Genomic DNA, 23,232 nt, shown 5'->3' with positions numbered 1-23,232 from the left:
CCCGCGAGCCGGCGTGTGAGGCGGGCCGGAAGGACGGAACAATGCATTCTGTGCCGGGCCTGCTCACCGTCCTGCGCTCCTGGGGGCGCATCGGTTGCCTCGGCTTCGGTGGGCCGCCGGCGCACATCCGGCTGCTGCGTGAGCTGTGCGTGGACGACGAGGGCTGGATCGAGGCCGACGAGTTCGAGGACGCGATCGCGACCTGCAACCTGCTTCCCGGCCCGTCGTCGACGCAGTTGGCCATCTTCACCGCCTGGCGTGTGCGGGGGACGGCCGGTGCGGCCGTCGGTGGCCTGGCCTTCATCCTGCCCGGCCTCGTCCTGATCCTGGCCCTGGCCGCCCTCTTCCTGAGCGGACCGCCGGACTGGGTGATCGGGGCCGGCGCCGGCGCGGGGGCCGCGGTGGCAGCCGTCGCCGTGCACGCGGGCTGGGGGCTGACGCCCGCCAGCTGGAGCCGGCGAGTGTCGACGGCACGCTGGGTGGCGTACGTCGCCGCCGGCGCCGCGGCCGCCGCCGTGCTCGGTCAGTGGGTGGCCCTCGTGCTCGTCGCTTGCGGACTGGTCGAGCTGGCCGTGCGGCACCCCGCGCGGGACCTCTCGGCGGTCCTCCCGCTCGCGGTCGCGGGCGGGGGCAGCGTCGGGGCCGGTGTCCTGGTGTCGCTGGCCTGGACCTCCCTCAAGGTGGGCGCGCTGTCCTACGGCGGCGGCTTCGTGATCATCCCGTTGATGCAGTCCGACGCCGTCGACGAGCACGGCTGGATGACCGGTCCTCAGTTCCTCAACGCTGTCGCCCTCGGCCAGGTCACGCCCGGACCCGTCGTCCACACGGTCGCGGTCGTCGGCTACGCGGCCGCCGGTCTCCTCGGCGGTCTGCTCGCCGCGGCGGTGGCGTTCGGGCCGTCGTTCGCCTTCGTGCTGCTCGGCGGTCGTCACTTCGACCGGCTGCGGGTCGACCGCCGCGTGCAGGCGTTCCTGGCGGGCGCGGGACCGGCGGCCATCGGTGCGATCTACGGCTCGGCGGTGCCGCTGGCGCGCGAGCTCACCGACCCCTGGCAGTACGCCGTCCTCGCTGCCGCAGCCCTCGCGCTGCTCCTGCTGCGGCGCGGCGTCGTCGGCGTGCTGGTCGGGGCGGGACTGGTCGGTGTGCTCGTCGCGCTGCTGAGCTGATCAGCTCCCGGCGATGTTCACCATCCAGTCGATCCCGAAACGGTCGGTCACGAGTCCGAAGTCGTCACCCCACATCTGGCGCTCGAGCGGGACCTTGACCGCTCCCTCGACGCAGAGCTTCTCCCAGTAGCCGCGCAGCTCGTCGCCGTCGTCGCCGCTGAGGCTGACGGTGATCTGGCTGCCGGGAGTGAACTCCATGCCCGGCGGGGTGTCGGAGGCGAAGAGCGTGTAGCCGCTCGGGGTCTGCAGCGAGGAGTGCATGACGAGGTTCGCCTCGGCGGCCTCCGGGTCGCCCATCTCGCCGAAGGTGCTCACGAAGAGCTCGCCCCCGAAGACGGACTGGTAGAACTCCATCGCGTCGCGCGCGGTGTCCTGGAACGACAGGTACGGATTCAGCTTGCTGGCCATGCGACTGACGCTAGACCTCGCCGCCGACAGTCGAGGAGCGACGAAGGTGAACAGTCATCCACAACGCGCCGGTCAACGGGCCGTCCCCGCCAGCTCGGCGACGAGCCGGGCGAGCACCTCGGGGGTCCTGCGGAAGAACCAGTGGCCGCCCTCGACGACGTGCGTGCGCAGGTCGGCGGCGTACGGCACCGGCGCCTCCGTCTGCAGAGCGACCGTGACGTGCGGGTCCTCGCGCGGTGCGACGACCTGGACGGGCACGACGGCCGTTCCCGGCGCCGGGCGGTCGATGCCGAAGTTCGCCCGGTAGAGCTCGAGCCCGTTGACCGCGTCCGGCTGCGGTCGGTGTCGGACGGGTGCGCGGAGCGATCCGGCAAGCGCGCGGTCGAGGAGGCCGGCCCTGATCATCGCCTCGGGCAGCACCGGCATCCGGAAGAGGCCGATGTACCACGAGTCCGCCAGCTGCTGCAGGCGCGCCGAGCGGTGGGCCCGGCGCAGCCACGCCCCCGACATGGCAATGCTCGGCCCCGACACGGAGGTGAAGGTGGCCAGCCGGTCGGCGAAGCGGTCGTCGGTCACGGCGTCCCAGGACTGGATCGATCCCCAGTCGTGCGCGAGCAGGTGCACTCTCCGTCCCGGGGCAGTCGCGTCGATGACCGCGGCCAGGTCGTCGACGAGCTGGGGGATCCGATATCCCTCACGCCGCCTCGGCGCCTGCGACGCGCCGGCCCCGCGCACGTCGTAGGTAACGACGTGGAAGTCGTCGACGAGCAGCGGCACCACGGTGTCCCACACTGTGTGGTCGTCGGGGTAGCCGTGCACGGCCACCAGAGTCGGTCGGTCGCGGTCGCCGGACTCGTAGACCGCGAGCGACACGCCGTCGCTGGACACCACGTGCCGGTCCGGCACGGACGCCGATGAGCCTGCCGATGAGCCTGCCGATGCGGTCATGATTCGACCTTAGGCCGATGGGGTCACGAGGTGGGGCGCCGCGGGCGCCGGGCGCGTTCAGAGTGCCGGGCGCCGGCGCGCCACGACAGACTGAACTCCGTGAGCATCGCAGCCAGCATCGGACGCGACGTCCAGGCCCGCATCTTCCGCGCCGGCCTCTTCGGCCGGCGACCGGTGGTGCCGGTGGAGCCGAGCGCGCTCGAGGCGGCGGCTCGGCGGGTCATGAGCAGGCAGGCGTGGGCGTACGTCGCCGGCGGAGCCGGTCAGCACCGCACCGTGGCGGCCAACACCGCCGCGTTCGCCGAGCGTCGCATCGTCCCGCGGATGATGGTCGACGTCACGGCACGCTCGCTCGAGACGACGCTTCTCGGTCGCACCATCCCGGCGCCTCTGCTGCTCGCGCCGATCGGCGTGCTCGAGATGGCTCATGCGGATGCGGAGTATGCCGTCGCCCGCGCCGCCCGGTCACTCGGGATCCCGATGGTCATCTCCACGCAGGGCAGCGTGCCGATGGAGGAGACGGCCGCGACGCTCGGCGACTCCCCGCGGCTCTTCCAGCTCTACTGGAGCAGGGACGAGTCCGTCGTACGGTCGTTGGTGGAGCGCGCGGAGGCCATCGGCTCCGACGCCCTCGTGGTCACCCTCGACACCCACCTGCTGGGCTGGCGCACCCGTGACCTCGACCTCGGCTACCTGCCGTTCGCGCGCGCGGAGGGAATCGCGCAGTACCTCTCGGACCCGATGTTCCGCCAGCTCGTCGCTGCCCGCCCGCGTGCCGGGCAGGCCCCCAGGCCCGCGCCTCGAGAGGCGGTGAGCGCCGTGCGAGCGCTGCTGTCGATGGCCCGGCACCACGCCCGCTGGACGGGCGGGACGCTGCGCGACAGCCTGCGCTCACCGTTGCCTCGCGCGTCCGTGGAGACCTTCCTCGACGTCTTCTCCCGCTCCGATCTGACGTGGGCGGACCTCGCGCGGCTGCGGGAGATGACCGCCCTGCCGATCCTCGTGAAGGGCGTGCAGCATCCCGACGACGCGCGGCTCGCGATCGAGCACGGCGTCGACGGGATCGTCGTCTCGAACCACGGCGGTCGGCAGGTCGACAACGCGATCGCGTCCCTCGACGCGCTCCCGGCCGTGGTCGCGGAGACCGCGAGCCGGGTGCCGGTGCTCTTCGACAGCGGGGTGCGCAGCGGTGCCGACGTCGTCGTGGCCCTCGCGCTCGGAGCCGACGCGGTGCTGCTGGGACGACCCTGGGTCTACGGTCTCGCGCTGGCGGGCGAGGCGGGGGTCCGCTCCGTCCTCGAGAACGTCCTCGCGGAGCTCGACCTCACGATGGGCGTGGCGGGGGTGAGCAGCATCGGGCGGATCACCCCCGACCTGCTCGTGTGACCACCTCCTAAGGTGGAGCGCATGCAGACGCGCATTCTCGGACGCACCGGCCGCACCGTCTCCGTGATCGGCCTCGGCACCTGGCAGCTCGGCGCCGACTGGGGTGAGGTCGACGAGGCCGATGCGCTGGCCGTCCTGGACGCGGCCTACGCCGAGGGCATGACCTTCTTCGACACCGCCGACGTCTACGGCGACGGCCGGTCGGAGTCGCTCATCGGCTCATGGCTGAAGGCGAACGCCGGGTCCGGCGTGACCGTGGCGACCAAGATGGGCCGACGGGTCGACCAGCTGCCGGAGAACTATGCCCTCGACAACTTCCGGGCCTGGAACGACCGCTCCCGCGCCAACCTCGGCGTCGACACCCTCGACCTGGTCCAGCTTCACTGCCCGCCGACCGCCGTCTACTCCGACGACGAGGTCTTCGACGCGCTCGACACCCTCGTCGCCGAGGGTCGCATCCGCAGCTACGGCGTCTCGGTCGAGACGGTCGACCAGGCGCTCACGGCCATCCGACGTCCGGGCGTCGCGTCGGTGCAGATCATCCTCAACGCGTTCCGGCTCAAGCCCCTCGACGAGGTGCTGCCCGCCGCGGCGAAGGCCGGCGTCGGCATCATCGCGCGGGTCCCGCTCGCCAGCGGTCTGCTGTCGGGTCGCTACACCCTCGAGACCACCTTCTCGGCCGACGACCACCGCAGCTTCAACCGCCACGGCGAGGCGTTCGACGTCGGCGAGACCTTCTCGGGCGTCGACTACGAGACCGGCGTACGTGCCGCCGCGGAGTTCAGCGAGCTCGTCCGGTCGACGCTGCCCGGCGTGACGCCGGCGCAGGCCGCACTCGCGTGGGTCGCTTCGCTGCCCCAGGTCTCCAGCGTCATCCCCGGCGCCCGAAGCACCGACCAGGCCCGCTCCAACGCCGCGGCCGGCTCGATCGAGGTGCCGCCCGGGTTCGACGAGGCCGTCCACCGGCTCTACGACACCTACTTCCGCGAGGCGATCCACGACCGCTGGTGATCGGCGCTGCCGCGGACGTCCTATGGGGTGGCTGCCTGAGCGACCGACTCGTATGACGTCCCGCGCGGAGGGGTCTTCGGACGTCATGCGGGGTGGCTGCCTGAGCGACCGACTCGTATGACGTCCCGCGCGGAGGGGTCCTCGGACGGGTTCAGGACCGACGCGGAGCGAAGAGCGCCGCGACGAAGGCGACCGCCACGGCGGCGGCGCCGGTGAGCAGCGCGGGACCGATCGCGCCGGTGTAGCCGTCGGGGGAGATCTGACCGCCGTTGCCGAGGAAGACGGCGGTGAGCAGCGCGATGCCGAACGCGACGCCGAACTCGCGGATCGTCGAGTTGGCCGAGCTGGCGGTGGCGAAGTCGCTGTCCGGCAGCCCGTCCAGCACGGCGTTGGAGACCGATGGGAATACCAGGCCCATGCCGATGCCGGCCATGGCGAGGGCGGGGACGAAGGCGGCGTACGACGAGCCGGACTCGGTCAGCCCCGCGAACCAGACGAGCGCACCTGCCTGGAGGGCGAGGCCGAGGAGCAGGAGCGGCCGGACTCCGATGCGACCGGCGAGCATCCCCGCTAGCGGCGCCACGACCATGGGTGCCGCTGTCCAGGGGAGGGTGCGGATGCCGGCGCCAAGGGGCGAATAGCCCTGGACGACCTGGAGATACTGCGCCATCAGGAACACGGCGCCGAACATCCCCACCGTGAAGCCCAGTGCCACCAGGTTGGCCACCGAGAAGCTGCGCGAGGCGAAGAGCCGCATCGGCAGCACGGCGTCGGAGCGGCGTCGGGCGTGCAGGACGTACGCCGGCAGCAGGAGACCCGAAGCGACGAGCGGGATCAGCACGCCGGCCGAGGTCCAGCCGTCGTCGTTGCCGTGGACGATTCCCCAGATGCCGAGGAAGACCGCGCCGCCGAGCATGACCGCGCCCAGGAGGTCGAGCCGCTGCCAGGTGCCGCGGGACTCCTGCACCGCGGCGAGGATGAGAGGCACGGCGAGCACGGCGACGGGCACGTTGAGCCAGAAGATGGCCTGCCAGCTGACGCCTTCCACGACGGCGCCGCCGACCACCGGTCCGAGAGCGACCCCCAGCCCGGAGACGCCGCCCCAGATGCCGATCGCCGCGGGACGGAGTCGGTCGGGGACGTTCGCGGCGAGCAGCGTGAGCGACAGCGGCATGATCGCGGCGGCGCCGAAGCCCTGCAGCGCTCGCGTGGTGATCAGCGCGGCCGACGAGTCCGACAGCGCCGACCCGATGGAGGCCAGCGTGAAGATCACGATGCCGCCGAGCATCACGCGCCGGCGGCCGATCCGGTCTCCGAGCGTGGCGGCGGGGAGCATGAAGGTGGCGAACGCGAGGGTGTAGGCGTTCATGAACCACGACAGATCGCTCACGCTCGCGCCGAGGTCGGCGCGGATGACCGGGAGCGCGCTGGTCATCACGAGGTTGTCGAGCGTCGCCATGAACATCGGCAGGCTGACGGCGGCGATCGCGAGCCAGAGCGGGGCGCGACGGGCGAGGACCGGAACGACCGGTGCATCAGCCCCCTGAGTGACGGCAGACATCGCATCTCCTGTTGTTGGCATTGAATGATTACAAGCGATGACAGGACGATAAGTAATCGACTGATAACATGTCAACCATGAACGTCCGGATGCCTGCCGCCGAACGCCGCGAGCTCATCCTCGAGGCGGCGACCCGCGCGTTCGCGGCAAGCGGATACGCGGGCACGAGCACCGACACCGTGGCCAAGGAGGCGGGGGTCAGCCAGCCGTACGTCGTCCGCATGTTCGGCACCAAGCTCGACCTGTTCCTCGCCGTGTTCGGCCGCGCCTGTGAACGGATCGACGCCGCCTTCCGCAGCGTCCTCGACGAGCGGCCGTTCGACCCGCAGAGCGACGAGGACAAGCAGCGGATGGGCGCCGCCTACACCGGGCTCCTCGACGACACCGACTTCCTGCACGTGCTGATGCACGGCTTCACCGCGAGCTCGGTGCCGGAGATCGGCGTCCAGGCCCGCGCCGGGATGGCGACGATCTTCGCGACCCTGCTCGAGACCGGATGGTCCGCGGAGGACGTGCGCGACTTCATCGCCAAGGGCATGCTCCTCAACGTGCTGGTCTCGATCGGCGCCTTCGGCACCACCGTCGGTCCTCTGGGCGCCCTCGTCGAGGTCTGCATGCCCGAGGAGAGGCGCCTGCCCCGGGCCGAGGCGGCGGTCGAGGCGAGCGTCGCATCCGGGAGCGGCCCGTGAGCGTCGTCGTCGTCGGCGGTGCCAACATCGACCTCAAGGCGCGCAGCCGCGCGCCGGTGGTGCCCGGCACCAGCAACCCCGGCAGGGCGACGCTGTCGCCCGGCGGCGTCGGCCGCAACATCGCCGACAACCTCGCCCGCCTGGGGACGGCCACCACGCTCGTCACCGCGGTCGGAGCCGACCTGCTCGGCGACGACCTGCTCGGGTCCACGGCGACGGCGGGCGTGGACATCTCCTGCGTACGTCGCACCCAGCTCCCCACCGGCACCTACACGGCCGTGCTCGACGAGGGCGGTGAGCTCGTCGTCGCGGTGGCCGACATGGCCGCCGTCGAGTCGCTGTCGCCCGGCGACGTCGACGCGGTGGCGGACCGGATCGCCGAGGCTGAGCTCCTGATCCTCGACGGGAACCTGATGCCGGCGACCCTCAGCGCGGGGGTCGACATCGCGGACAGGGCCGGCGTACGCGTCGTCGTCGACCCCGTCTCCGTGCCCAAGGCCCAGCGCCTGGCGGACGCCGTACGACGCCCCCTCTTCCTCCTCACCCCCAACGCCGACGAGCTCCGCGCGCTGACAGGCCTCGCCGACGACACGGCCGCGATCGCGGAGCTGCGACGTCGTGGCGCCCAGCTCGTCTGGCTCCGGCGAGGGCCGGCCGGCTCGGTCCTCTCGACGCCGGATGGCCCGGTTGTGCTCGCCTCGACCGCGGACGAGGTCGTCGACGTGACGGGCGCCGGTGACGCGATGCTGGCCGCCTTCTGCCACTTCCTCCTCGCCGGTGCCGCACCCGCGGAGGCCGCCCGCCTGGGCCACTCGGCGGCCGCCCTCACCGTCGCCAGCGCGTCCACCGTCCGCCCCGACCTCACCGAGACCCTCGTCAGGAGCCGCGCGTGAACGACCAGATCCGGTTGACCGAGGAGGTCGCCGACGCGCTCGCCGACGGGCGGCCTGTCGTCGCCCTGGAGAGCACGATCATCAGCCACGGGATGCCCTACCCGCGCAACGTCGAGATGGCCCGCGAGGTCGAGGCGATCGTGCGCGTGCAGGGTGCCGTGCCGGCCACGATCGCGGTGCTCGACGGGATCCCGCGTGTCGGTCTCGGCGAGGACGCCCTGGAGCTGCTCGGCTCCGATCCCGACGTCGTCAAGGTGTCGGTGCGCGACCTTCCCTATGTCGTGGCGCGCGGCCTGCACGGCGCCACGACCGTCGCGGCGACGATGCGGCTGGCGTCGCTGGCCGGCGTACGCGTCTTCGTCACCGGAGGTCTCGGCGGCGTCCACCGGGGCGCCCAGCAGAGCTTCGACATCTCCGCCGACCTCACCGAGCTCGGGCAGACCTCCGTCGCCGTCGTCTCCGCCGGCGTGAAGTCGATCCTCGACATCGGGCTGACCCTGGAGACGCTCGAGACCCTCGGTGTGCCCGTGCTGGTCAACGGTGCCGACGAGTTCCCCTCCTTCTACTCGCGCTCGTCGGGGTTTGCGGCGCCGATGCGGGTCGACGGGCCGGCCGAGACCGCGGCCGTGCTGCGGGCGAAGTGGTCGCTCGGGCTGCCGGGCGGCGTCGTCATCGCCAACCCGATCCCGGTCGAGGACGAGATCCCCGCCGACGAGATCGGCGGCATCATCGACCGGGCCCTCGCCGATGCCGCGCGGCTCGGCGTCACAGGCAAGGACATCACGCCCTACCTGCTGGGCCGGATCGTCGAGATCACCGACGGCGCGTCGCTCACCGCCAACGTCGCGCTCGTCAAGGACAACGCCCGGTTCGGGGCGGCCGTCGCGGTGGCCTACGCGGCCGAGTGATCAGTCCGCCTCGCGCGCCGGGTTGCCGGCGAGCGTGACCTCCATTCGCCCCAGGACGTCGGGGTCGGCGACGAGGTCGACACCGGTGATGACCCCGTCGGCCACCGTGAAGAGGAAGGCCACCTTGACCTCGCGATGGTGCACCCAGGCGGCGGCGGACCACCCGTCGATCGTGACGGGTGCGGCGCCTCTCACGCCGTTGAAGCGGGCGGCCACGGCCTCGGCTCCGGCGTAGACCGGCTCGGTGCCCATCGCGATGCCCGCCGCGTCGGCCTGCATCACCGCGTCGGGCGCGAGCAGCGACAGCAGGCGGCTGAGGTCGCCCCCGCGGGCGGCGGCCAGGAACGCGTCGACGACCTCGTGGTGCGTCCGACGCTCGGTCTCGACGTCGCCGCCGGCGACCGCGCGACGGCCGCGGGAGGCGAGCTGGCGTACGGCGGCCGGCGAGCGCCCGAGCACCCCCGCGACGTCGTCGAAGGGCACCGCGAAGAGGTCGTGCAGCACGAACGCCACCCGCTCGGCCGGTGACAGCGTCTCCAGCACGATGAGCAGCGCGGCCCCGACCTGGTCGGCGAGGACGGCGTCGGCCTCGGGGTCGGTCTGCGGCACGGGTGCGGGGGCGTCGTAGGACTCTTCGTAGGATTCCACCCGCTTGCGCGCCCGCAGTTGGTCGAGGCAGAGGCGTGAGACGACGGTCGTGAGCCAGGCGGGCGTGTTGTCGACATCAGGCGTCTTGGCCAGCCGCAGCCAGGCGTCCTGGACGACGTCGTCAGCCTCGGCCGTCGAGCCGAGCATGCGCACGGCGATCGCGCGCAGCCGGGGTCGTTCGGCCTCGAACTCGGCGGCGAGCTGCTCCATGGGGTCCATCCTCCCGGTCCGAGCCGCGGTCGGCTCGTCAGGGTGTCGACGTACGCCGCAACGTCGATGTGACATCCGCGGACGTCATGCGCTGCGGTGGCCTGGACGACCACCGCGTCTGACGTCAGTCCTCGGCGAGCGGCTGCGGCGTCCCGCCCTTGACCGTGTCGCGGAAGAGGAACCCGGAGATGTGCGCCACGAGCAGCAGCGGCAGCAGCGGGCCGAAGTAGCCGGCGACGCTGCCGCACGCCGACGAGGGCGAGTGACCGGCAAGCCACCAGCCGAGGATGAAGAGCACCGATCCGAGTGAGACGACGAAGACTGCGCCGCTGCTGATGATGAGCGCGCCCTTGCGGTGCAGCCGATGCCCGATGGGGATCGACAGCAGCGCCAGGCCGAGCACGCCGCCGGTCAGGAAGGTCAGCGGTCCGGAAGGCCAGCTGCCGACGGAGCGGTCGCATCCCGCGCTCGGCCCCTCGAGGAGTCGGGTGATGCCGACCCAGAGGAACTCCGCCACGACTGCGGCGAGCACGATCGCGAGGACCCACAGGGCGGCCCGCCGCTCGGGGGTGAGCCCCCGGCGCAGCTTCTTCTCGAGCTCCTGCTGCAGTGGCATGGGGTCACCGTAGCGCCGACGTGTGCGCTAGGTCACACACCTCTCCCAGGAATCAAGACGGCGCGGCGGCGCGCAGGCGCTCCAGCAGGGGGGTGGCGGCCTCGTCGAGGAACCGCTGCTGGCCCTCGTCGCCGACCTGCACGAGGGCGACGTCGGTGAAGCCGGCCTCCCAGTACGCCGAGACCGCCTCCACGATCTTGTCGAGGTCAGGACCGCAGGGGATCGACTCCGCGACGTCCTCGGGCCGCACGAACTGCGAGGCCGCGGAGAAGCCAGCGGTCGTGGGCAGGTCGGAGTTGACGTTCCACCCACCGCCGAACCACCGGAACTGCTCGTGCGCGCGCTCGACGGCCACCTTCTCGTCGGGGTCCCAGCAGAAGGGGGTTTGTCCGATCGCACGGGCCTCGTCGCCGATCGTGCGTGCGCCGGCGGTGCCGTTCCAGGCGGTGATCACCTCCGCCTTCGGCTCCACCGCGATGAGGTCGTCGGCGAGCGGGGCGAAGCGCTCCACCGCGCGGCCCCCGGCCACCGCCACGGCCAGTCGCACCGGCTCCTCCGGGAGGTCCCAGACCCGGGAGGAGTCGACGTCGAAGTGCTCCCCGCGGAAGGTCACCAGGTCGCCCGCGTGCAGCTCCCGGATGATCTCGATGGCCTCGGCCAGCATCTCGTGCCGCGTCTCGAGGGCGGCCCAGCCCGCCCCGACGGTGTGCTCGTTGAGGTTCTCGCCGCTGCCCAGCCCCAACGTGAACCGCCCCTCGCTGAGCAGGCCGAGCGTGGCCGCCTTCTGGGCGACCACCGCCGGGTGGTAGCGCATCGTCGGACAGGTCACGTAGGTCATCAGCCCGACCCGCTCGGTCGCCTGGGCAACCGCGCCGAGCACCGCCCAGGCGTACGGCGCGTGGCCCTGCTCGGTGAGCCACGGCGAGTAGTGGTCGCTGGAGACCTCGAAGTCGAATCCGGCCCGCTCGGCGGCGACGGCGTAGGCCACCAGCTCCCGCGGTCCGCTCTGCTCGGTCATCAGGGTGTAGCCGAACCTGGTCATGGGGCTCGGTAACCGGGTTAGTTTCGACCCATGACCCCCACTGATGTGTTGAAGGACGCCTTCGGCCGCGTCCTCGAGGCCACTGAGCGCGTGGTTGACGGCCTCACCGAGGACCAGCTCGCGCAGCGTCCCGGCCCCGACGCGAACACCATCGCCTGGCTGGTCTGGCACATCGCCCGCGGCCAGGACGCCCAGATCGCCGACGTGGCCGGGACCGAGCAGGTGTGGACGTCCCAGGGCTTCGTGGACCGCTTCGCGCTGCCGCTCGACCCGCAGGCGCACGGCTACGGCATGACCAGCGACGAGGTGGCGCGCGTGCGGGCGAGCGCGGACCTCCTGGTCGACTACCTGCGCACGACCCACACGGCGACGATCGCCTACCTCGACACCCTGACCGAGGAGGACCTCGACCGGGTCGTCGACGAGCGCTGGGACCCGCCGGTCACGCTCGGGGTCCGGCTGGTGAGCATCGTGGACGACGACCTCCAGCACGTCGGCCAGGCGGCGTACGTCCGCGGGCTGCTCTTCTAGACCGCAGCCGGCGCCGGTCGGGTGACCCGGTAGCGCACGAACGACGGCACGGCGATGGCGGCGACGACGACTCCGACCACCACCAGGACTCCGCCACCCGCGGCGGTCGCGGCCGCGCCGGCCACCGCCGCGACTCCGCCGTGCAGCGTGTCGGCGACCCGGGGACCGCCCGCCACGACGACGGTGAAGACACCCTGCAGACGTCCGCGGACCGAGTCGTCGGCGGCACTCTGCAGCATGGAGGTCCGGAAGGCGGCCGAGGCCATGTCGGCGGCGCCGCCGACGGCGAGCAGGACGAGCGCGAGGACCAGCATCGTCGCGCTCGCGGCGCCCGAGACCGCTCCGCCGATCCCGACGGCGACGCCGAACCCAGTGATGGCCAAGCCCCAGACCAGGATGCAGACGACCACCGCGAGCCCCTGCCGCTCGACGCGGGAGACCCAACCGCTGAGCACGCCCCCGAGGACGGCACCGACCGGGATCGCGGCGAAGAGCAGCGCGAAGACCAGGCCACCGCCCTTCGGGCCGCCGAAGTTCACGTGAGCGATCTCGGGGAAGAGCGCCCTCGGCATGCCGAACACCATGGCGATGATGTCGACGACGAACGACATGAGCAGCACCGGCTGGTGCCGCAGGTAGGCGAACCCGTCCACCACCGCGGCGAAGCCCGGCGCGCCCGCGGCGCCCTCGACGCTCAGGCGCGGCAGCCGGACGACGGCCCACAGCGTGGCGAGCAGCGAGAGCGTGTCGAGCAGGTAGAGCCAGGTGTAGCCCGTGATCGGGATGAGCAGGCCGGCCACCAGCGGTCCGGCGATCGCGCCCGCCTGCATGATCGTCATGTTGAGCGAGTTCGCCGCCGGCAGCAGGTCGGTCGACATCAGCTTCGGGAGCACCGCGCTGCGGGTCGGCTGGTTGACCGCGAAGAACGCCTGCTGCACGGAGAAGAGCGCGAGCAGCACCCACACGTCCGTGTTGCCGAGCAGCGCCTGCAGCCAGAAGAGGCCACTGGTGAGGATCAGCCCGGTCGTCGTGACCTGGAGGATCGTGCGCCGGTCGAAGGCATCGGCGAGCGCGCCGCCGTACAGCCCGAAGACGACCAGCGGGACCAGGCCGAAGAGACCGGTCAGCCCGACGTACGCCGTCGAGCCGGTGTCGGCGTAGATCTGAGCCGGCACCGCCACCACCGTCAGCTGCGCCCCGATGACGGTGACGATGTTGGCGAGCCAGAGGCGTCGGAAGTGAGCGTTCTCGAGCGGACGTGTGTCCGCCATCAGATCCTTCAGCCCCACTGTGCGCCTCTCTGCTCCCGCGCACCACAACCTAACCGGGGCGGCATTTGCTTCCCGAATCGGAGTGCCGCGTGAAAAGTTCTCATCGAAGGCTGTCGGATCGGTGCCGGCTCGTTCGTGGACACCATGAGAGCGGCCCTACGAGAGCTGGCCGCGTGAGAAGAGGAGAACGTCACATGCCGCAGTACCTGATCGCCGTGGTCGGTGAGCCCGACTACGAGTCCATGTCACCCGAGGACCTCCAGCAGATCATGACCGACGTCGACGCGGTCGTCGAGGACGCCCGCTCCGCCGGGATCTTCGTGTTCGGAGGTGGCCTGCACGGCTCCGACGCGACGACCGTCGTCGACGCGACGAGCGGCACGCCGGTGGTGACCGACGGCCCGTACGCCGAGACGAAGGAGGCCATGGGCGGCTTCTCGATCATCGACGTGGCCGACCTCGACGCCGCGTTGGCGTGGGCGGGGAGGCTCTCCGCCGCGTGCCGGTGCCCCCAGGAGGTGCGGCCGTTCATGGACGAGCCGGCGACGACCGAGGCGGGTGTCTGACATGGCGCAGTATCTGCTGTCGGTGCACGGCACCGAGGCCGACCACGACATGGAGACCGGCGGCGGCTACGGCTCGCCGGAGGTGATGCGCGAGGCCATGGAGGAGACCGGCCGGTTCAACGACAAGCTCCAGGAGGACGGCTACTGGGTCTTCGCCGGCGGCCTCAAGGCGCCCTCGACCGCCGTGGTCGTCGACGGCCAAGGCGACTCCCGGGTCATCACCGACGGCCCCTACCTGGAGTCCAAGGAGCACATCGGCGGCTTCTGGATCATCGAGGCGCCCGACGACGAGACCGCGCTCGCCATCGCCGCCGGGGCCTCGAAGGCCTGCCGCGGCAAGGTCGAAGTCCGGCCCTTCGAGGGATGACCACCGCGCCCGACGCTCAGTCCGGTGCAGTGTCGGACCCTCGGACCGACGCCCCGGCCGACGCCCCTGCCGACATCGGGGCCGGCACGGGGGCCGGCGCCGGTCTCGGCGCCGCGTTCGAGCGCGTCTTCCGCGACGAGTACGGGCGCGTCGTCGCCTCGCTGGCCCGCCGCTTCGGCGATCTCGACCTCGCCGAGGAGGCGGCCAGCGAGGCCCTCGTGGTCGCCGTCGAGAAGTGGACGGCTGACGGGATGCCGCCCAACCCCGGCGGCTGGCTCACGACCACGGCCGCCAACAAGGCCCTCGACCGGCTCCGGCGGGAGTCACAGCGCGACGCGAAGCACCAGGCGGCCCTCATGACCGAACCCGACCGATGGGGCGACGGCACCCCTCGCGAGCCGACCGGCCCGGTGGTCGACGACCGGCTCCGGCTGGTGTTCACCTGCTGCCACCCGGCACTTGCGCCAGAGGCGCGGGTCGCACTCACGCTGCGGCTTCTCGGCGGTCTCACCGTCGGTGAGATCGCCCGGGCGTTCTTCGTCGCCGAGCCGACCATGGGCCAGCGGATCACGCGGGCCAAGGCCAAGATCAAGGCGGCGCGGATCCCGTTCAAGGTGCCCGAGGTCGAGGACCTTCCGGCTCGGCTGGACGCCGTGCTCGCGGTGGTCTACCTCGTCTTCAACGAGGGCTACCTCGCCGGCGAGGGCGACAGCCCGACCAGGGTCGACCTCTCCGACGAGGCGATCCGGCTCGGGCGGGTCCTGCGGTCGCTTCTCCCGCAGGAGCCGGAGGTGACAGGCCTGCTGGCGCTGATGCTCCTCACCGATGCGCGGCGTGCGGCCCGGTTCGCCGGCGGCGAGCTGGTGCCGCTCGCGGAGCAGGACAGATCCGGCTGGGACCGCGCGCTCATCGAGGAGGGGCACGCCCTGGTCCGCGAGTGTCTGCGGACCAACCGGCCCGGGCGCTACCAGATCCTGGCGGCCATCAACGCGGTGCACACCGATGCCGCACGGGCCTCCGACACTGACTGGTCCCAGGTGCTCGCGCTCTACGACCAGCTCCAGCGGTTCGACTCCGGGCCCGTGGTCGCCCTGAACCGGGCGGTCGCCGTGGCGGAGGTCGACGGTGCCGACGTGGCGCTCGCGATCGTGGACCGGCTGCCGCTGTCGGCGTACCACGCCTGGCACGCCACGCGGGCCGAGCTGCTGCGTCGGGTCGGTCGGAGCGCCGAGGCGCGCGAGGAGTACGGCGCCGCCATCGAGGCGACCGGCAACGCCGCCGAGCGCGCGTATTTGGCACGGCGTCGGGAGCAGCTGGTCTGATCCACTCCGCCACTGCGCCCCCGCTCGTCGGTGGGACCTCCTAGTCTTCGGGAGGTGACGCCTCTGGATCTCCCCGCCCCGTCCGACACGCTCGCCTGGATCCAGGAACGCGCCCAGGCCGGTCTGGCCCGTGCGCGCTCTGCGGCCGAGGGGCTCAAGACCGATCCGCCCACGGAGACCGTGCCGGTCCTGCTGATCTGGGACGAGCTGACGCTGGAGCTCGGGAACGTGGCGGCCGCCGCCTCGCTCCTGGCCAACGTGCACCCGCTCGAGGAGGTCCGCACGGCGTCGGAGGCCGCCGAGGTCGAGGTCGACCGGCTCGTCACCGAGCTCAACCAGGACCGCGCCCTCTACGAGGTCTTCGCCGGGCTCGCCACGCCGGAGGACCCCCTCGCGGCCCGTCTGCTCGACCGGATCCTGCGGGACTTCCGGCGCGCGGGCGTCGACCGGGACGAGAAGGTGCGTGCGCGGCTCAAGGAGATCAACGAGCGGCTCACCGAGCTCGGCCAGGAGTTCTCGCGCGTGATCCGCGACGACGTGCGGGAGGTGCGTGTCGAGCCGGAGCGGCTGGCAGGCATGCCCGAGGACTGGCTGGAGGCCCACCCGGTCGGCGAGGACGGGCTCGTCGGCGTGACGACCGACTACCCCGACTCCGTCCCGGCCAGGATGTTCGTGCACGACCCGAGTGTGCGACGTGACGTCACCATCGCCTTCCTCGAGCGCGGCTGGCCGCACAACGACGCCGTGCTGCGCGAGATGTTCGCGCTCCGCAACGAGCTGGCCGGCCTGGTGGGCTACGCCGACTGGCCGTCGTACGACGCCGAGGTCAAGATGATCGGCTCCGGCCCCGCGATCGCGGACTTCATCGAGAAGATCTCGCAGGCCGCGGCCGAGCCGATGCGCCGCGACCTCGACGTCGTCCTCGAGCGCTACCGCCAGGACGTGCCGGACGCCACCGTCATCACCTCGGCCGACCTCCCCTACTACGAGGAGCTCGTCCGCAAGGAGCAGCTCGAGGTCGACTCGCACGTGGTGCGCACCTACTTCGACTTCGCCAAGGTGCGGACCGGTCTCCTCGACGTGACCGGCCGGCTCTTCGGGCTGCGCTACGAGCCGGTCGAGGTGACGACCTGGCACGAGGACGTGGCGTCGTACGACGTCTTCCGGGTCTCGTCGACGGGCGAGGACGTGCATCTCGGCCGCATCCATCTCGACCTGCACCCGCGCGAGGGCAAGTACAAGCACGCGGCGCAGTTCACGCTCACCGACGGCGTGGCGGGGCGCCAGCTGCCCGAGGGCGTCCTGGTCTGCAACTTCTCCCGCGGCCTGATGGAGCACGACCACGTCGTCACGCTCTTCCACGAGTTCGGGCACCTGTTGCACCACGTCCTCGGGGGACACGGCCAGTGGGCGCGGTTCGCCGGTGTCGCGACGGAGTGGGACTTCGTCGAGGCGCCGTCGCAGATGCTCGAGGAGTGGGCGTGGGACGCGTCGGTCCTGCGCAGCTTCGCCAGCGACGCCTCGGGCACGCCGATCCCGGCCGAGCTGGTCGAGCGGATGCGCGCGGCGGACGACTTCGGCAAGGGCGTCCAGGCGCGTCAGCAGATGTTCTACGCGGCGATGTCCTACCGCTTCCACGCCGACCTGCCTGCGGACCTGACGAAGGCGATGGTCGAGCTTCAGGACCGCTACGCCCCGACGTCGTGGATCGAGGGGACCCACATGTTCGCGAGCTTCGGGCACCTCGGCGGCTACTCGTCGGCCTACTACACCTACATGTGGTCGCTCGTGATCGCGAAGGACCTCTTCAGCGCCTTCGACCGCGCCGACCTGTTCGCGCCCGAGGTGGCCGGCCGCTACCGCGACCGGGTCCTCGCCCCGGGCGGCTCGAAGGATGCGGCCGACCTGGTGGCCGACTTCCTCGGGCGCCCGTCGAGCTTCGACGCCTACGCCGCCTCGCGCGCCGGTCGAAAAGGGGCTTGGCTCTTCTGATCGACGAGCGTACGCTCGCGATATATCGCGAACGTACGGCGACATTCGCCGATCCTGCAGGGAGGCCATGATGAACGACTTCGAGGAGCAGCTGCGACGCGCCTGGCGTCACCACCCCGGCGCCCGAGGACCGTGGAGCGACTGGATCGACCAGCCCTGGGGCGGCGGCCGTAGTCACCGGGGCGGCCCGCCCCCGTGGGCGGGCGCGCTCTTCGGGTTCACCCAGCCCGAGCAGCGGCGGGGACCGCGCGTGCGCCGTGGCGACGTACGCTCGGCGATCCTGAGCGTGCTCGCCGAGGCGAAGGCATCGGGTGAGCACGTCAACGGCTACCAGGTCATCCAGCAGATCGCCGACCGCAGCAAGGGCGAGTGGCGGCCGAGCCCCGGCTCGGTCTACCCGACGATCCAGCAGCTCGAGGACGAGGGGCTCATCGAGACGGACGAGGCCGGCGGCCGCCGTGCGATCCGGCTGACCGACCAGGGCGACGCCTGGGTCGCGGAGCACGCCGACGAGCTCGCCTCCGTGTGGCGCCCGTTCGACGCGCACGCGGACGCGACCCGTGGTGGTGAGTTCGGCCGCACGCTCAAGTCCGAGATCGGGCAGGTCGCCGGCGCGGTCTGGCAGCTGGCCACCCAGGGCTCCGAGTCGCAGCGCACGGCAGCCCTCGACGTCCTCGTCGAGACGCGGCGCAGGCTCTACGGCATCCTCGCCGACGGCCCGGAGCGCCACCCCTCCGCCGACGCAGAGGAGGACGAGGAGTCATGAACGGCGACACCCGGGTCGGCGACGCCGAGCGGGAGCGCGCGGCGGCGGTGCTCGGCGACCACTACGCGGCGGGCCGACTCGACCACAGTGAGTACGCCGAGCGGCTGGACGCGATCTGGACGGCCCGCACGCGGGCGGACCTCGACATCCTGTTCCACGACCTGCCCCGACTGGCGCCGCAGGCCCCCGTGCGCCAGCGCCGGCGGGGCGGACTCCCCTTCCCGGTGGCCGCCGTCCTCGTCGTCCTGGCCGCCATCCTGGTCCTCACGCACCTGCCGATCATCCTGCTCGTGCTGGGCGCCGTGCTGCTCTTCAAGCTCGGTCGTCATCGTTCGCACCTCTGCGGCGGACCGCGGGCTCCCACCTCGACGCGCTGGTAGCCACCTTCCCCGACGTACCCCTCGGCGGTGACTAAGGTCGCCGACCGGGGGGTACTTCTATCTCGGGAAGGTGAACGCCCATGCCGTCTAGCTCGTCGCGTCCGTTGTGGGTCATCGTCGGGGTGCTGTTGGTGCCCCCGATCGTCGTGCCGCTCCTCGTGAGCGTCTACAGCAAGGTCAAGCCCACCCTGTGGGGCTTCCCCTTCTACTACTGGTTCCAGTTCCTGCTGATCCCCTGTGCGGCCGCGTTCACCGTGACCGCCTACTACGTCGCCAAGGAGGCCGTCCGTCGCGACCGGCTCGCGAAGGGGCTTCCGGAGCTCGACGAGCGCGGTGAGCGACGATGAACGCCGTCGCCTTCTCCGTCTTCATCTTCCTGTTCCTCGTCGTCACCGTGCTGGGCTTCGCCGCTGCGCGCTGGCGCCGGGCCGCGGCCCTCGACAACCTCGACGAGTGGGGCCTGGGCGGACGCGGCTTCGGCACGTTCATCGCCTGGTTCCTCATCGGCGGCGACATCTACACCGCCTACACCTTCATCGCCGTCCCGGCGACCTTGTACGCCGGCAGCGTGGTGGGATTCTTCGCGGTGCCCTACACGATCGTCGTCTACCCGATCATCTTCGCCTTCCTGCCGCGGCTATGGTCGGTGAGCCACCGGCACGGTTTCATCACGCCGGCCGACTTCGTCGAGGGGCGCTACGGGTCCAAGGGACTCGGCCTCGCCGTCGCCGTCACCGGCATCGTCGCGACGATGCCCTACATCGCCCTCCAGCTCGTCGGCATGCAGGTCGTGCTGCAGGTGATGGGCCTGCAGAGCTCGAGCGACAACTGGTTCGTCAAGGACCTGCCGCTCTTCATCGCGTTCGTCATCCTGGCGGCCTACACCTACTCCAGCGGACTGCGGGCCCCCGCGCTGATCGCGTTCGTCAAGGACACGCTGATCTACGTCGTGATCATCGTCGCGGTCATCTACATCCCGCACCACCTCGGCGGTTGGGGCCACGTCTTCAGCTCCGCCCAGAGCAGCTTCGCCGACTTCAACAAGACCAACGCCGACGCGATCGCCGCGGGGAAGGCGCAGGGGCGCGGCATCATCCCACCGCCGGCGGCGCACTGGGCCTACGCCTCGCTGGCGCTCGGCAGTGCGTTGGCGCTCTTCATGTATCCACACTCGATCACCGGCGTGCTCTCGACCAGGAGCCGCAACGTCATCCGGCGCAACGCGTCGCTGCTCCCGGCGTACTCCTTCCTGCTCGGCCTGCTCGCGCTCCTCGGCTTCGTCGCCATCGCCGCGGGCGTGAAGGTGACGAACCCGCAGCAGTCGGTGCCGCAGCTCTTCGAGCAGGAGTTCCCGCCGTGGTTCGCCGGGGTCGCCTACGCCGCCATCGTGATCGGCGCGCTCGTCCCCGCCGCGATCATGTCCATCGCCGCGGCGAACCTGTGGACGCGCAACATCTACAAGGCGTTCATCAAGCCCGATGCGACGCCGGCGGAGGAGGCCCGGCAGTCCAAGCTGGTCTCCCTCGTCGTGAAGTTCGGCGCGCTGATCTTCGTGCTGGCCCTGTCGAAGGACTTCGCCATCAACCTCCAGCTCCTGGGCGGCGTCTGGATCCTGCAGACCTTCCCGGCCATCGTGGCCGGGCTCTACACCCGCTGGTTCCACCGCTGGGCCCTGTTGCTGGCGTGGGCCGTCGCGATGACCTGGGGCACATGGCTCGCCTACGAGGTCGCGTCGCCGACGCAGGCGCACTTCGGTGGCCCGCTGACCGCCTTCCCCGGCACGCAGACGAAGGTCTACATCGCTCTGCTCGCGTTCGGGCTCAATATCATCGTCGCGGTCGTCGGCACGGTGGTCCTCCGCGCACTGAAGGTGCCCGACGGCGTGGACGTCACCCGGCTGAACGACTACAGCGTCGATGCCGGCGACACCGGCGTCGAGGCCGAGCTGACCCCCCAGACGCCCGCGCACTGAGGTCTCCGGCGAGCGGACGCAGATGTTCACCCTCGACCGGTCATCTGCGCCCGCTCGCGGCCCCTGCCGTGAAACATCTGCGTCTGCTCGCCTACCGCGTCGACACCGCCCGGTTCACCCACTCCTGCACGACCTGCATGCCGACCTTCTCGTAGAGGGAGAGCGCGCCGGTGCGCGAGTCGGTGGACAGGCGGGACCGTACGGCGCCCCGCGCACGCGCCGTCGCGAACGAGTCGGCGAGCAGCGCCTGACCGAGGCCGAGACCGCGTCGGTCGCGCCGGACGGCGACCTTGTCGACGAAGCCCTCCTGGCCGTCGTTCGCCAGCACGATGATGACGGCGCCGACGACCGTGCCGGACCCGTCGGTGGCGACCCGGAGGTTCCAGGGCTCGAAGCCGGGTCGCCCGACGACGTGGTGGAGCCACGTGTCGAAGGGCTGACGCGGCCGTACCGACCATTCGAGGAAGGCCGTCTCGACGACGTCCCACGCCTGCTCGTAGTCGGCACCGGTCGCCTCACGGATCGCGTAGCCGGCGGGCAGCGGGCGCTCCGGGATCGCGCGACCGGCGGGAAGGTCGAGCACCCAGGACGTCCAACGGACCTCCCAGCCGAGGGTCTCGAGCAGCTTGTCGCCCGGCGAGCCGACGGGCTTCGGCATGCCGATCCGGTCCGAGCCGAGCTCGCCGGCCCGCGCCCGGACCCACTGGGCCAGGGCCGTGCCGATCCCGAGCCCGTGATGGTCGGGGTGGACAGAGGCGTCGCCGCGATCGCCGCCGTACGCCTCCGCATAGGCGACCAGCCGGCCGTCGGGGCCGGCGACTGCGACGCTGTGCGCGCCGAGGTCGTAGGACGGCTCCGACCAGTCCGCGACCAGGTCGGCCGCCTCGATGGCGACCTCGCCGGTGTCGGCGAGCTCCTCGGCCGCCATCACCGCCGCGATGTGCTCGGCGTCGTCGAGGGTCAGGGGGCGCTCGGTGTAGCCCGGGGGAAGGGTGAGTGCGTCAGCCATGCCTCGAGGGAACCAGCCGGCACTTGGAGAACTCTTGGAGCCGACGGCCTGTCGAGATGCAGGAAGCCGGGTCCTCGAGGAGGACCCGGCTTCCGGTGCGTGCCGAGCTCAGGCGTTCTTGATCGCCGAGACGTCGAACTCGAGCTTGACCTTGTCGGAGACGAGCACGCCGCCGGTCTCGAGCGCCGCGTTCCAGGAGATGCCCCAGTCCTTGCGGTTGATCGTGGCGGTGCCCTCGAAGCCGGCGCGAGTGTTGCCGAACGGGTCCTTCGCCGAGCCGGTGGGCTCGAAGACCACGGTGACGGGCTTCGTGACGCCCTTGATGGTCAGGTCGCCGGTGACGGCCCAGTCGTCGCCGTCGCGCTCGACCGAGGTGGAGACGAAGGTGATGTCGGGGTAGGTCTCGTTCTCGAAGAAGTCACCCGAGCGCAGGTGAGCGTCGCGGTCGGCGTTGCCGGTGTCGATGCTGTCGCCCTTGATGGTGACCGAGACCGTCGAGGCGGCTGGGTTGGCGCCGTCGATGTGGGCGCTGCCCTCGAACTTGGTGAACTGGCCGCGGACCGTCGTGACCATCGCGTGGCGCGCGCTGAACCCGATCCGGGTGTGCGACGGGTCGAGCGTCCAGTCGCCGGTCAGGTCCTCGACGACGGTGGTCGGGGCGTCGAAATCGTCGCCGCCCTTTTTGAAGATGCCCATGGATGATGCTCCTGGAGACTAGGTGGTAGAACCTTCAACCACATCAATTCATCTCGACGCGGATTCATTCCCGGTCTCCGTGAGAACTTCAGGCAAACGCGCGACGACCGCCCGGTGCCCCTTGGTGAGGGGGCACCGGGCGGTCGAATCGAGCGCGGTCGAGGAGAGTCCTCCTCAGGCGGCGTGGCCGGTCGGAACCGCGGCAGTAGTGGTCGTCCAGACGGCCTCGAGATGAGACTCGCCCGAGGGGTCGACGACGGGGATCCAGTGGAGCACCAACTGCTCAGACACCTGAGAGACCTTCATCAGACACCTTCCGTTCACCTTGTGTTCACCAAAGGTACCGCACCTCCACTCGGCGCGCCAAGATTTCCAAATTCTTGTCCTCTTTGCTCCCCTGGCGGGGCTGGGTCGCCTCCGGACAGCGCGGGCTCCTCCACGGCGGCGTCTGCGGCCCTCCCGCGGCTGACGCGGAAAGGTCGCGTTGGGCGTCACCCGAGCCCTCTCGCGAACCAGGACAGTCCCGTTTCACCGATTCCTGGCAAGTTCCTGCCCGAATTCGGGCAGGAACTTGCCAAGCGCCGTCTAGTGCGGTCAGGGTGGTCTTCGTGCCTGAACGGACCCTGGTCGACCACGTGGTGGCCTCCACCGGTCTGACGCCTGACGAGGCGGCCCGGGTGATCGGCGACGTGATCGCCTTTCACGCCGAGTCGGTCGAGGAGCTCGTCAGGCGCAGGCACGCACAGCTGAAGACGCAGGGCGCGAAGAACGACGAGATCTTCGCCCGGATAGCCGAGGAGCTGGCGCACCGAGTCGTCGCCGCCCCTCGGCTCACCGAACGTCAGCTGCGCCGGATGATCTACGGATAGAAGGG

General features: G+C 71.3%; 25 protein-coding genes. 16 read left to right on the top strand and 9 right to left on the bottom strand.

The annotated features are described in order from the left end of the window. Positions 1-41 precede the first annotated feature (41 nt). Entirely contained in the window at positions 42-1,166 is a 1,125-nt protein-coding gene (gene chrA / locus ACYQ1K_RS05815) for a chromate efflux transporter (protein ID WP_459981865.1), read from the top strand. Here chrA and ACYQ1K_RS05810 read toward each other — a convergent pair whose 3' ends face one another. Both ACYQ1K_RS05810 and ACYQ1K_RS05805 read right to left on the bottom strand, forming a co-directional pair. Continuing rightward, complete coding sequence (locus ACYQ1K_RS05810) at positions 1,167-1,574, bottom strand: VOC family protein (RefSeq protein ID WP_459981864.1); 408 nt, start codon at positions 1,572-1,574, stop codon at positions 1,167-1,169. It abuts the gene before it with no gap. A gap of 72 nt (positions 1,575-1,646) precedes the next feature. Continuing rightward, positions 1,647-2,522: an alpha/beta fold hydrolase gene (locus ACYQ1K_RS05805; RefSeq protein WP_459981863.1), complete on the bottom strand. Its 876-nt coding sequence runs from the start codon at positions 2,520-2,522 to the stop codon at positions 1,647-1,649. Between the two features lie 99 nt (positions 2,523-2,621). Between ACYQ1K_RS05805 and ACYQ1K_RS05800 the strand changes: the two genes are divergently transcribed. Both ACYQ1K_RS05800 and ACYQ1K_RS05795 read left to right on the top strand, forming a co-directional pair. Next, on the top strand, positions 2,622-3,908 hold the full coding sequence (locus ACYQ1K_RS05800; protein ID WP_459981862.1) for an alpha-hydroxy-acid oxidizing protein: 1,287 nt from the start codon (positions 2,622-2,624) through the stop codon (positions 3,906-3,908). 21 nt (positions 3,909-3,929) lie between these two features. Then, the gene (locus ACYQ1K_RS05795) at positions 3,930-4,919 is read left to right on the top strand and encodes an aldo/keto reductase (RefSeq protein ID WP_459981861.1); all 990 of its coding nucleotides are present in this window, start codon (positions 3,930-3,932) and stop codon (positions 4,917-4,919) included. 151 nt (positions 4,920-5,070) lie between these two features. Here ACYQ1K_RS05795 and ACYQ1K_RS05790 read toward each other — a convergent pair whose 3' ends face one another. After that, a complete protein-coding gene (locus ACYQ1K_RS05790) occupies positions 5,071-6,480 on the bottom strand; it encodes a DHA2 family efflux MFS transporter permease subunit (protein WP_459981860.1) in 1,410 nt (469 codons plus the stop codon). Between the two features lie 68 nt (positions 6,481-6,548). Between ACYQ1K_RS05790 and ACYQ1K_RS05785 the strand changes: the two genes are divergently transcribed. Genes ACYQ1K_RS05785 through ACYQ1K_RS05775 form a run of 3 tightly spaced genes read left to right on the top strand, consistent with a single transcriptional unit; the run spans position 6,549 to position 8,970 of the window. Continuing rightward, the gene (locus tag ACYQ1K_RS05785) at positions 6,549-7,169 is read left to right on the top strand and encodes a TetR/AcrR family transcriptional regulator (protein ID WP_459981859.1); all 621 of its coding nucleotides are present in this window, start codon (positions 6,549-6,551) and stop codon (positions 7,167-7,169) included. Beyond that, positions 7,166-8,062, top strand: coding sequence for a carbohydrate kinase family protein (locus ACYQ1K_RS05780; RefSeq protein ID WP_459981858.1), 897 nt, complete (start codon positions 7,166-7,168; stop codon positions 8,060-8,062). Before ACYQ1K_RS05785 ends, ACYQ1K_RS05780 begins: the two co-directional genes overlap by 4 nt. Further along, complete coding sequence (locus ACYQ1K_RS05775; protein ID WP_459981857.1) at positions 8,059-8,970, top strand: pseudouridine-5'-phosphate glycosidase; 912 nt, start codon at positions 8,059-8,061, stop codon at positions 8,968-8,970. The genes ACYQ1K_RS05780 and ACYQ1K_RS05775 overlap by 4 nt, the downstream gene beginning before the upstream one ends. Here ACYQ1K_RS05775 and ACYQ1K_RS05770 read toward each other — a convergent pair whose 3' ends face one another. From ACYQ1K_RS05770 to ACYQ1K_RS05760, 3 genes are all read right to left on the bottom strand, one after another. Continuing rightward, positions 8,971-9,828: a sigma-70 family RNA polymerase sigma factor gene (locus tag ACYQ1K_RS05770; RefSeq protein WP_459981856.1), complete on the bottom strand. Its 858-nt coding sequence runs from the start codon at positions 9,826-9,828 to the stop codon at positions 8,971-8,973. A 124-nt stretch (positions 9,829-9,952) separates the two neighbouring features. Beyond that, complete coding sequence (locus ACYQ1K_RS05765) at positions 9,953-10,444, bottom strand: hypothetical protein (RefSeq protein ID WP_459981855.1); 492 nt, start codon at positions 10,442-10,444, stop codon at positions 9,953-9,955. Between the two features lie 52 nt (positions 10,445-10,496). After that, the gene (locus ACYQ1K_RS05760; protein ID WP_459981854.1) at positions 10,497-11,486 is read right to left on the bottom strand and encodes a TIGR03557 family F420-dependent LLM class oxidoreductase; all 990 of its coding nucleotides are present in this window, start codon (positions 11,484-11,486) and stop codon (positions 10,497-10,499) included. Positions 11,487-11,516: 30 nt separating this feature from the next. Between ACYQ1K_RS05760 and ACYQ1K_RS05755 the strand changes: the two genes are divergently transcribed. Further along, complete coding sequence (locus tag ACYQ1K_RS05755; RefSeq protein ID WP_459981853.1) at positions 11,517-12,017, top strand: mycothiol transferase; 501 nt, start codon at positions 11,517-11,519, stop codon at positions 12,015-12,017. Here the strand turns inward: ACYQ1K_RS05755 and ACYQ1K_RS05750 are convergent. Continuing rightward, the gene (locus ACYQ1K_RS05750; RefSeq protein WP_459981852.1) at positions 12,014-13,288 is read right to left on the bottom strand and encodes an MFS transporter; all 1,275 of its coding nucleotides are present in this window, start codon (positions 13,286-13,288) and stop codon (positions 12,014-12,016) included. The genes ACYQ1K_RS05755 and ACYQ1K_RS05750 overlap by 4 nt on opposite strands. A 194-nt stretch (positions 13,289-13,482) precedes the next feature. Between ACYQ1K_RS05750 and ACYQ1K_RS05745 the strand changes: the two genes are divergently transcribed. From ACYQ1K_RS05745 to mctP, 8 genes are all read left to right on the top strand, one after another. Continuing rightward, positions 13,483-13,854, top strand: coding sequence for a YciI family protein (locus tag ACYQ1K_RS05745; RefSeq protein WP_459981851.1), 372 nt, complete (start codon positions 13,483-13,485; stop codon positions 13,852-13,854). Between the two features lies 1 nt (position 13,855). Next, complete coding sequence (locus ACYQ1K_RS05740; protein WP_459981850.1) at positions 13,856-14,221, top strand: YciI family protein; 366 nt, start codon at positions 13,856-13,858, stop codon at positions 14,219-14,221. After that, positions 14,218-15,543 (top strand): RNA polymerase sigma factor, encoded by a 1,326-nt coding sequence (locus ACYQ1K_RS05735; protein ID WP_459981849.1) that lies wholly within the window; start codon positions 14,218-14,220, stop codon positions 15,541-15,543. Before ACYQ1K_RS05740 ends, ACYQ1K_RS05735 begins: the two co-directional genes overlap by 4 nt. A 54-nt stretch (positions 15,544-15,597) precedes the next feature. Further along, positions 15,598-17,535, top strand: a complete 1,938-nt coding sequence (locus ACYQ1K_RS05730; RefSeq protein WP_459981848.1) for a M3 family metallopeptidase — start codon at positions 15,598-15,600, stop codon at positions 17,533-17,535. 70 nt (positions 17,536-17,605) lie between these two features. Further along, a complete protein-coding gene (locus ACYQ1K_RS05725; protein WP_459981847.1) occupies positions 17,606-18,301 on the top strand; it encodes a PadR family transcriptional regulator in 696 nt (231 codons plus the stop codon). Next, on the top strand, positions 18,298-18,681 hold the full coding sequence (locus ACYQ1K_RS05720; protein WP_459981846.1) for a DUF1707 SHOCT-like domain-containing protein: 384 nt from the start codon (positions 18,298-18,300) through the stop codon (positions 18,679-18,681). The genes ACYQ1K_RS05725 and ACYQ1K_RS05720 overlap by 4 nt, the downstream gene beginning before the upstream one ends. 80 nt (positions 18,682-18,761) lie before the next feature. Then, positions 18,762-19,028: a DUF3311 domain-containing protein gene (locus ACYQ1K_RS05715; RefSeq protein WP_459981845.1), complete on the top strand. Its 267-nt coding sequence runs from the start codon at positions 18,762-18,764 to the stop codon at positions 19,026-19,028. Next, entirely contained in the window at positions 19,025-20,653 is a 1,629-nt protein-coding gene (gene mctP / locus ACYQ1K_RS05710; RefSeq protein WP_459981844.1) for a monocarboxylate uptake permease MctP, read from the top strand. The genes ACYQ1K_RS05715 and mctP overlap by 4 nt, the downstream gene beginning before the upstream one ends. 91 nt (positions 20,654-20,744) lie before the next feature. On the opposite strand, the gene ACYQ1K_RS05705 is transcribed toward mctP, so the two are convergent. Continuing rightward, positions 20,745-21,662 (bottom strand): GNAT family N-acetyltransferase, encoded by a 918-nt coding sequence (locus tag ACYQ1K_RS05705; protein WP_459981843.1) that lies wholly within the window; start codon positions 21,660-21,662, stop codon positions 20,745-20,747. A gap of 108 nt (positions 21,663-21,770) precedes the next feature. Continuing rightward, the gene (locus tag ACYQ1K_RS05700; protein ID WP_459981842.1) at positions 21,771-22,358 is read right to left on the bottom strand and encodes a YceI family protein; all 588 of its coding nucleotides are present in this window, start codon (positions 22,356-22,358) and stop codon (positions 21,771-21,773) included. A 608-nt stretch (positions 22,359-22,966) separates the two neighbouring features. On the opposite strand from ACYQ1K_RS05700, the gene ACYQ1K_RS05695 reads away from it, so the two are divergent. Next, on the top strand, positions 22,967-23,227 hold the full coding sequence (locus tag ACYQ1K_RS05695; protein WP_459981841.1) for a hypothetical protein: 261 nt from the start codon (positions 22,967-22,969) through the stop codon (positions 23,225-23,227). The last annotated feature ends 5 nt before the right edge of the window (positions 23,228-23,232 follow it).

The organism is Nocardioides sp. AN3 (assembly GCF_054653495.1).
Note: the sequence above shows the minus strand (reverse complement) of the source record. Positions and strands in the feature narration are given on the sequence as shown.

What these genes read in the sequence shown, in the direction of transcription:
- chrA (WP_459981865.1), top strand. Translation starts at nt 42, where the DNA reads ATGCATTCTGTGCCGGGCCTGCTCACCGTCCTGCGCTCCTGGGGGCGC.
- ACYQ1K_RS05810 (WP_459981864.1), bottom strand. Translation starts at nt 1,574, where the DNA reads ATGGCCAGCAAGCTGAATCCGTACCTGTCGTTCCAGGACACCGCGCGC.
- ACYQ1K_RS05805 (WP_459981863.1), bottom strand. Translation starts at nt 2,522, where the DNA reads ATGACCGCATCGGCAGGCTCATCGGCAGGCTCATCGGCGTCCGTGCCG.
- ACYQ1K_RS05795 (WP_459981861.1), top strand. Translation starts at nt 3,930, where the DNA reads ATGCAGACGCGCATTCTCGGACGCACCGGCCGCACCGTCTCCGTGATC.
- ACYQ1K_RS05790 (WP_459981860.1), bottom strand. Translation starts at nt 6,480, where the DNA reads ATGTCTGCCGTCACTCAGGGGGCTGATGCACCGGTCGTTCCGGTCCTC.
- ACYQ1K_RS05785 (WP_459981859.1), top strand. Translation starts at nt 6,549, where the DNA reads ATGTCAACCATGAACGTCCGGATGCCTGCCGCCGAACGCCGCGAGCTC.
- ACYQ1K_RS05770 (WP_459981856.1), bottom strand. Translation starts at nt 9,828, where the DNA reads ATGGAGCAGCTCGCCGCCGAGTTCGAGGCCGAACGACCCCGGCTGCGC.
- ACYQ1K_RS05765 (WP_459981855.1), bottom strand. Translation starts at nt 10,444, where the DNA reads ATGCCACTGCAGCAGGAGCTCGAGAAGAAGCTGCGCCGGGGGCTCACC.
- ACYQ1K_RS05760 (WP_459981854.1), bottom strand. Translation starts at nt 11,486, where the DNA reads ATGACCAGGTTCGGCTACACCCTGATGACCGAGCAGAGCGGACCGCGG.
- ACYQ1K_RS05755 (WP_459981853.1), top strand. Translation starts at nt 11,517, where the DNA reads ATGACCCCCACTGATGTGTTGAAGGACGCCTTCGGCCGCGTCCTCGAG.
- ACYQ1K_RS05750 (WP_459981852.1), bottom strand. Translation starts at nt 13,288, where the DNA reads ATGGCGGACACACGTCCGCTCGAGAACGCTCACTTCCGACGCCTCTGG.
- ACYQ1K_RS05745 (WP_459981851.1), top strand. Translation starts at nt 13,483, where the DNA reads ATGCCGCAGTACCTGATCGCCGTGGTCGGTGAGCCCGACTACGAGTCC.
- ACYQ1K_RS05740 (WP_459981850.1), top strand. Translation starts at nt 13,856, where the DNA reads ATGGCGCAGTATCTGCTGTCGGTGCACGGCACCGAGGCCGACCACGAC.
- ACYQ1K_RS05735 (WP_459981849.1), top strand. Translation starts at nt 14,218, where the DNA reads ATGACCACCGCGCCCGACGCTCAGTCCGGTGCAGTGTCGGACCCTCGG.
- ACYQ1K_RS05725 (WP_459981847.1), top strand. Translation starts at nt 17,606, where the DNA reads ATGAACGACTTCGAGGAGCAGCTGCGACGCGCCTGGCGTCACCACCCC.
- ACYQ1K_RS05720 (WP_459981846.1), top strand. Translation starts at nt 18,298, where the DNA reads ATGAACGGCGACACCCGGGTCGGCGACGCCGAGCGGGAGCGCGCGGCG.
- ACYQ1K_RS05715 (WP_459981845.1), top strand. Translation starts at nt 18,762, where the DNA reads ATGCCGTCTAGCTCGTCGCGTCCGTTGTGGGTCATCGTCGGGGTGCTG.
- mctP (WP_459981844.1), top strand. Translation starts at nt 19,025, where the DNA reads ATGAACGCCGTCGCCTTCTCCGTCTTCATCTTCCTGTTCCTCGTCGTC.
- ACYQ1K_RS05705 (WP_459981843.1), bottom strand. Translation starts at nt 21,662, where the DNA reads ATGGCTGACGCACTCACCCTTCCCCCGGGCTACACCGAGCGCCCCCTG.
- ACYQ1K_RS05700 (WP_459981842.1), bottom strand. Translation starts at nt 22,358, where the DNA reads ATGGGCATCTTCAAAAAGGGCGGCGACGATTTCGACGCCCCGACCACC.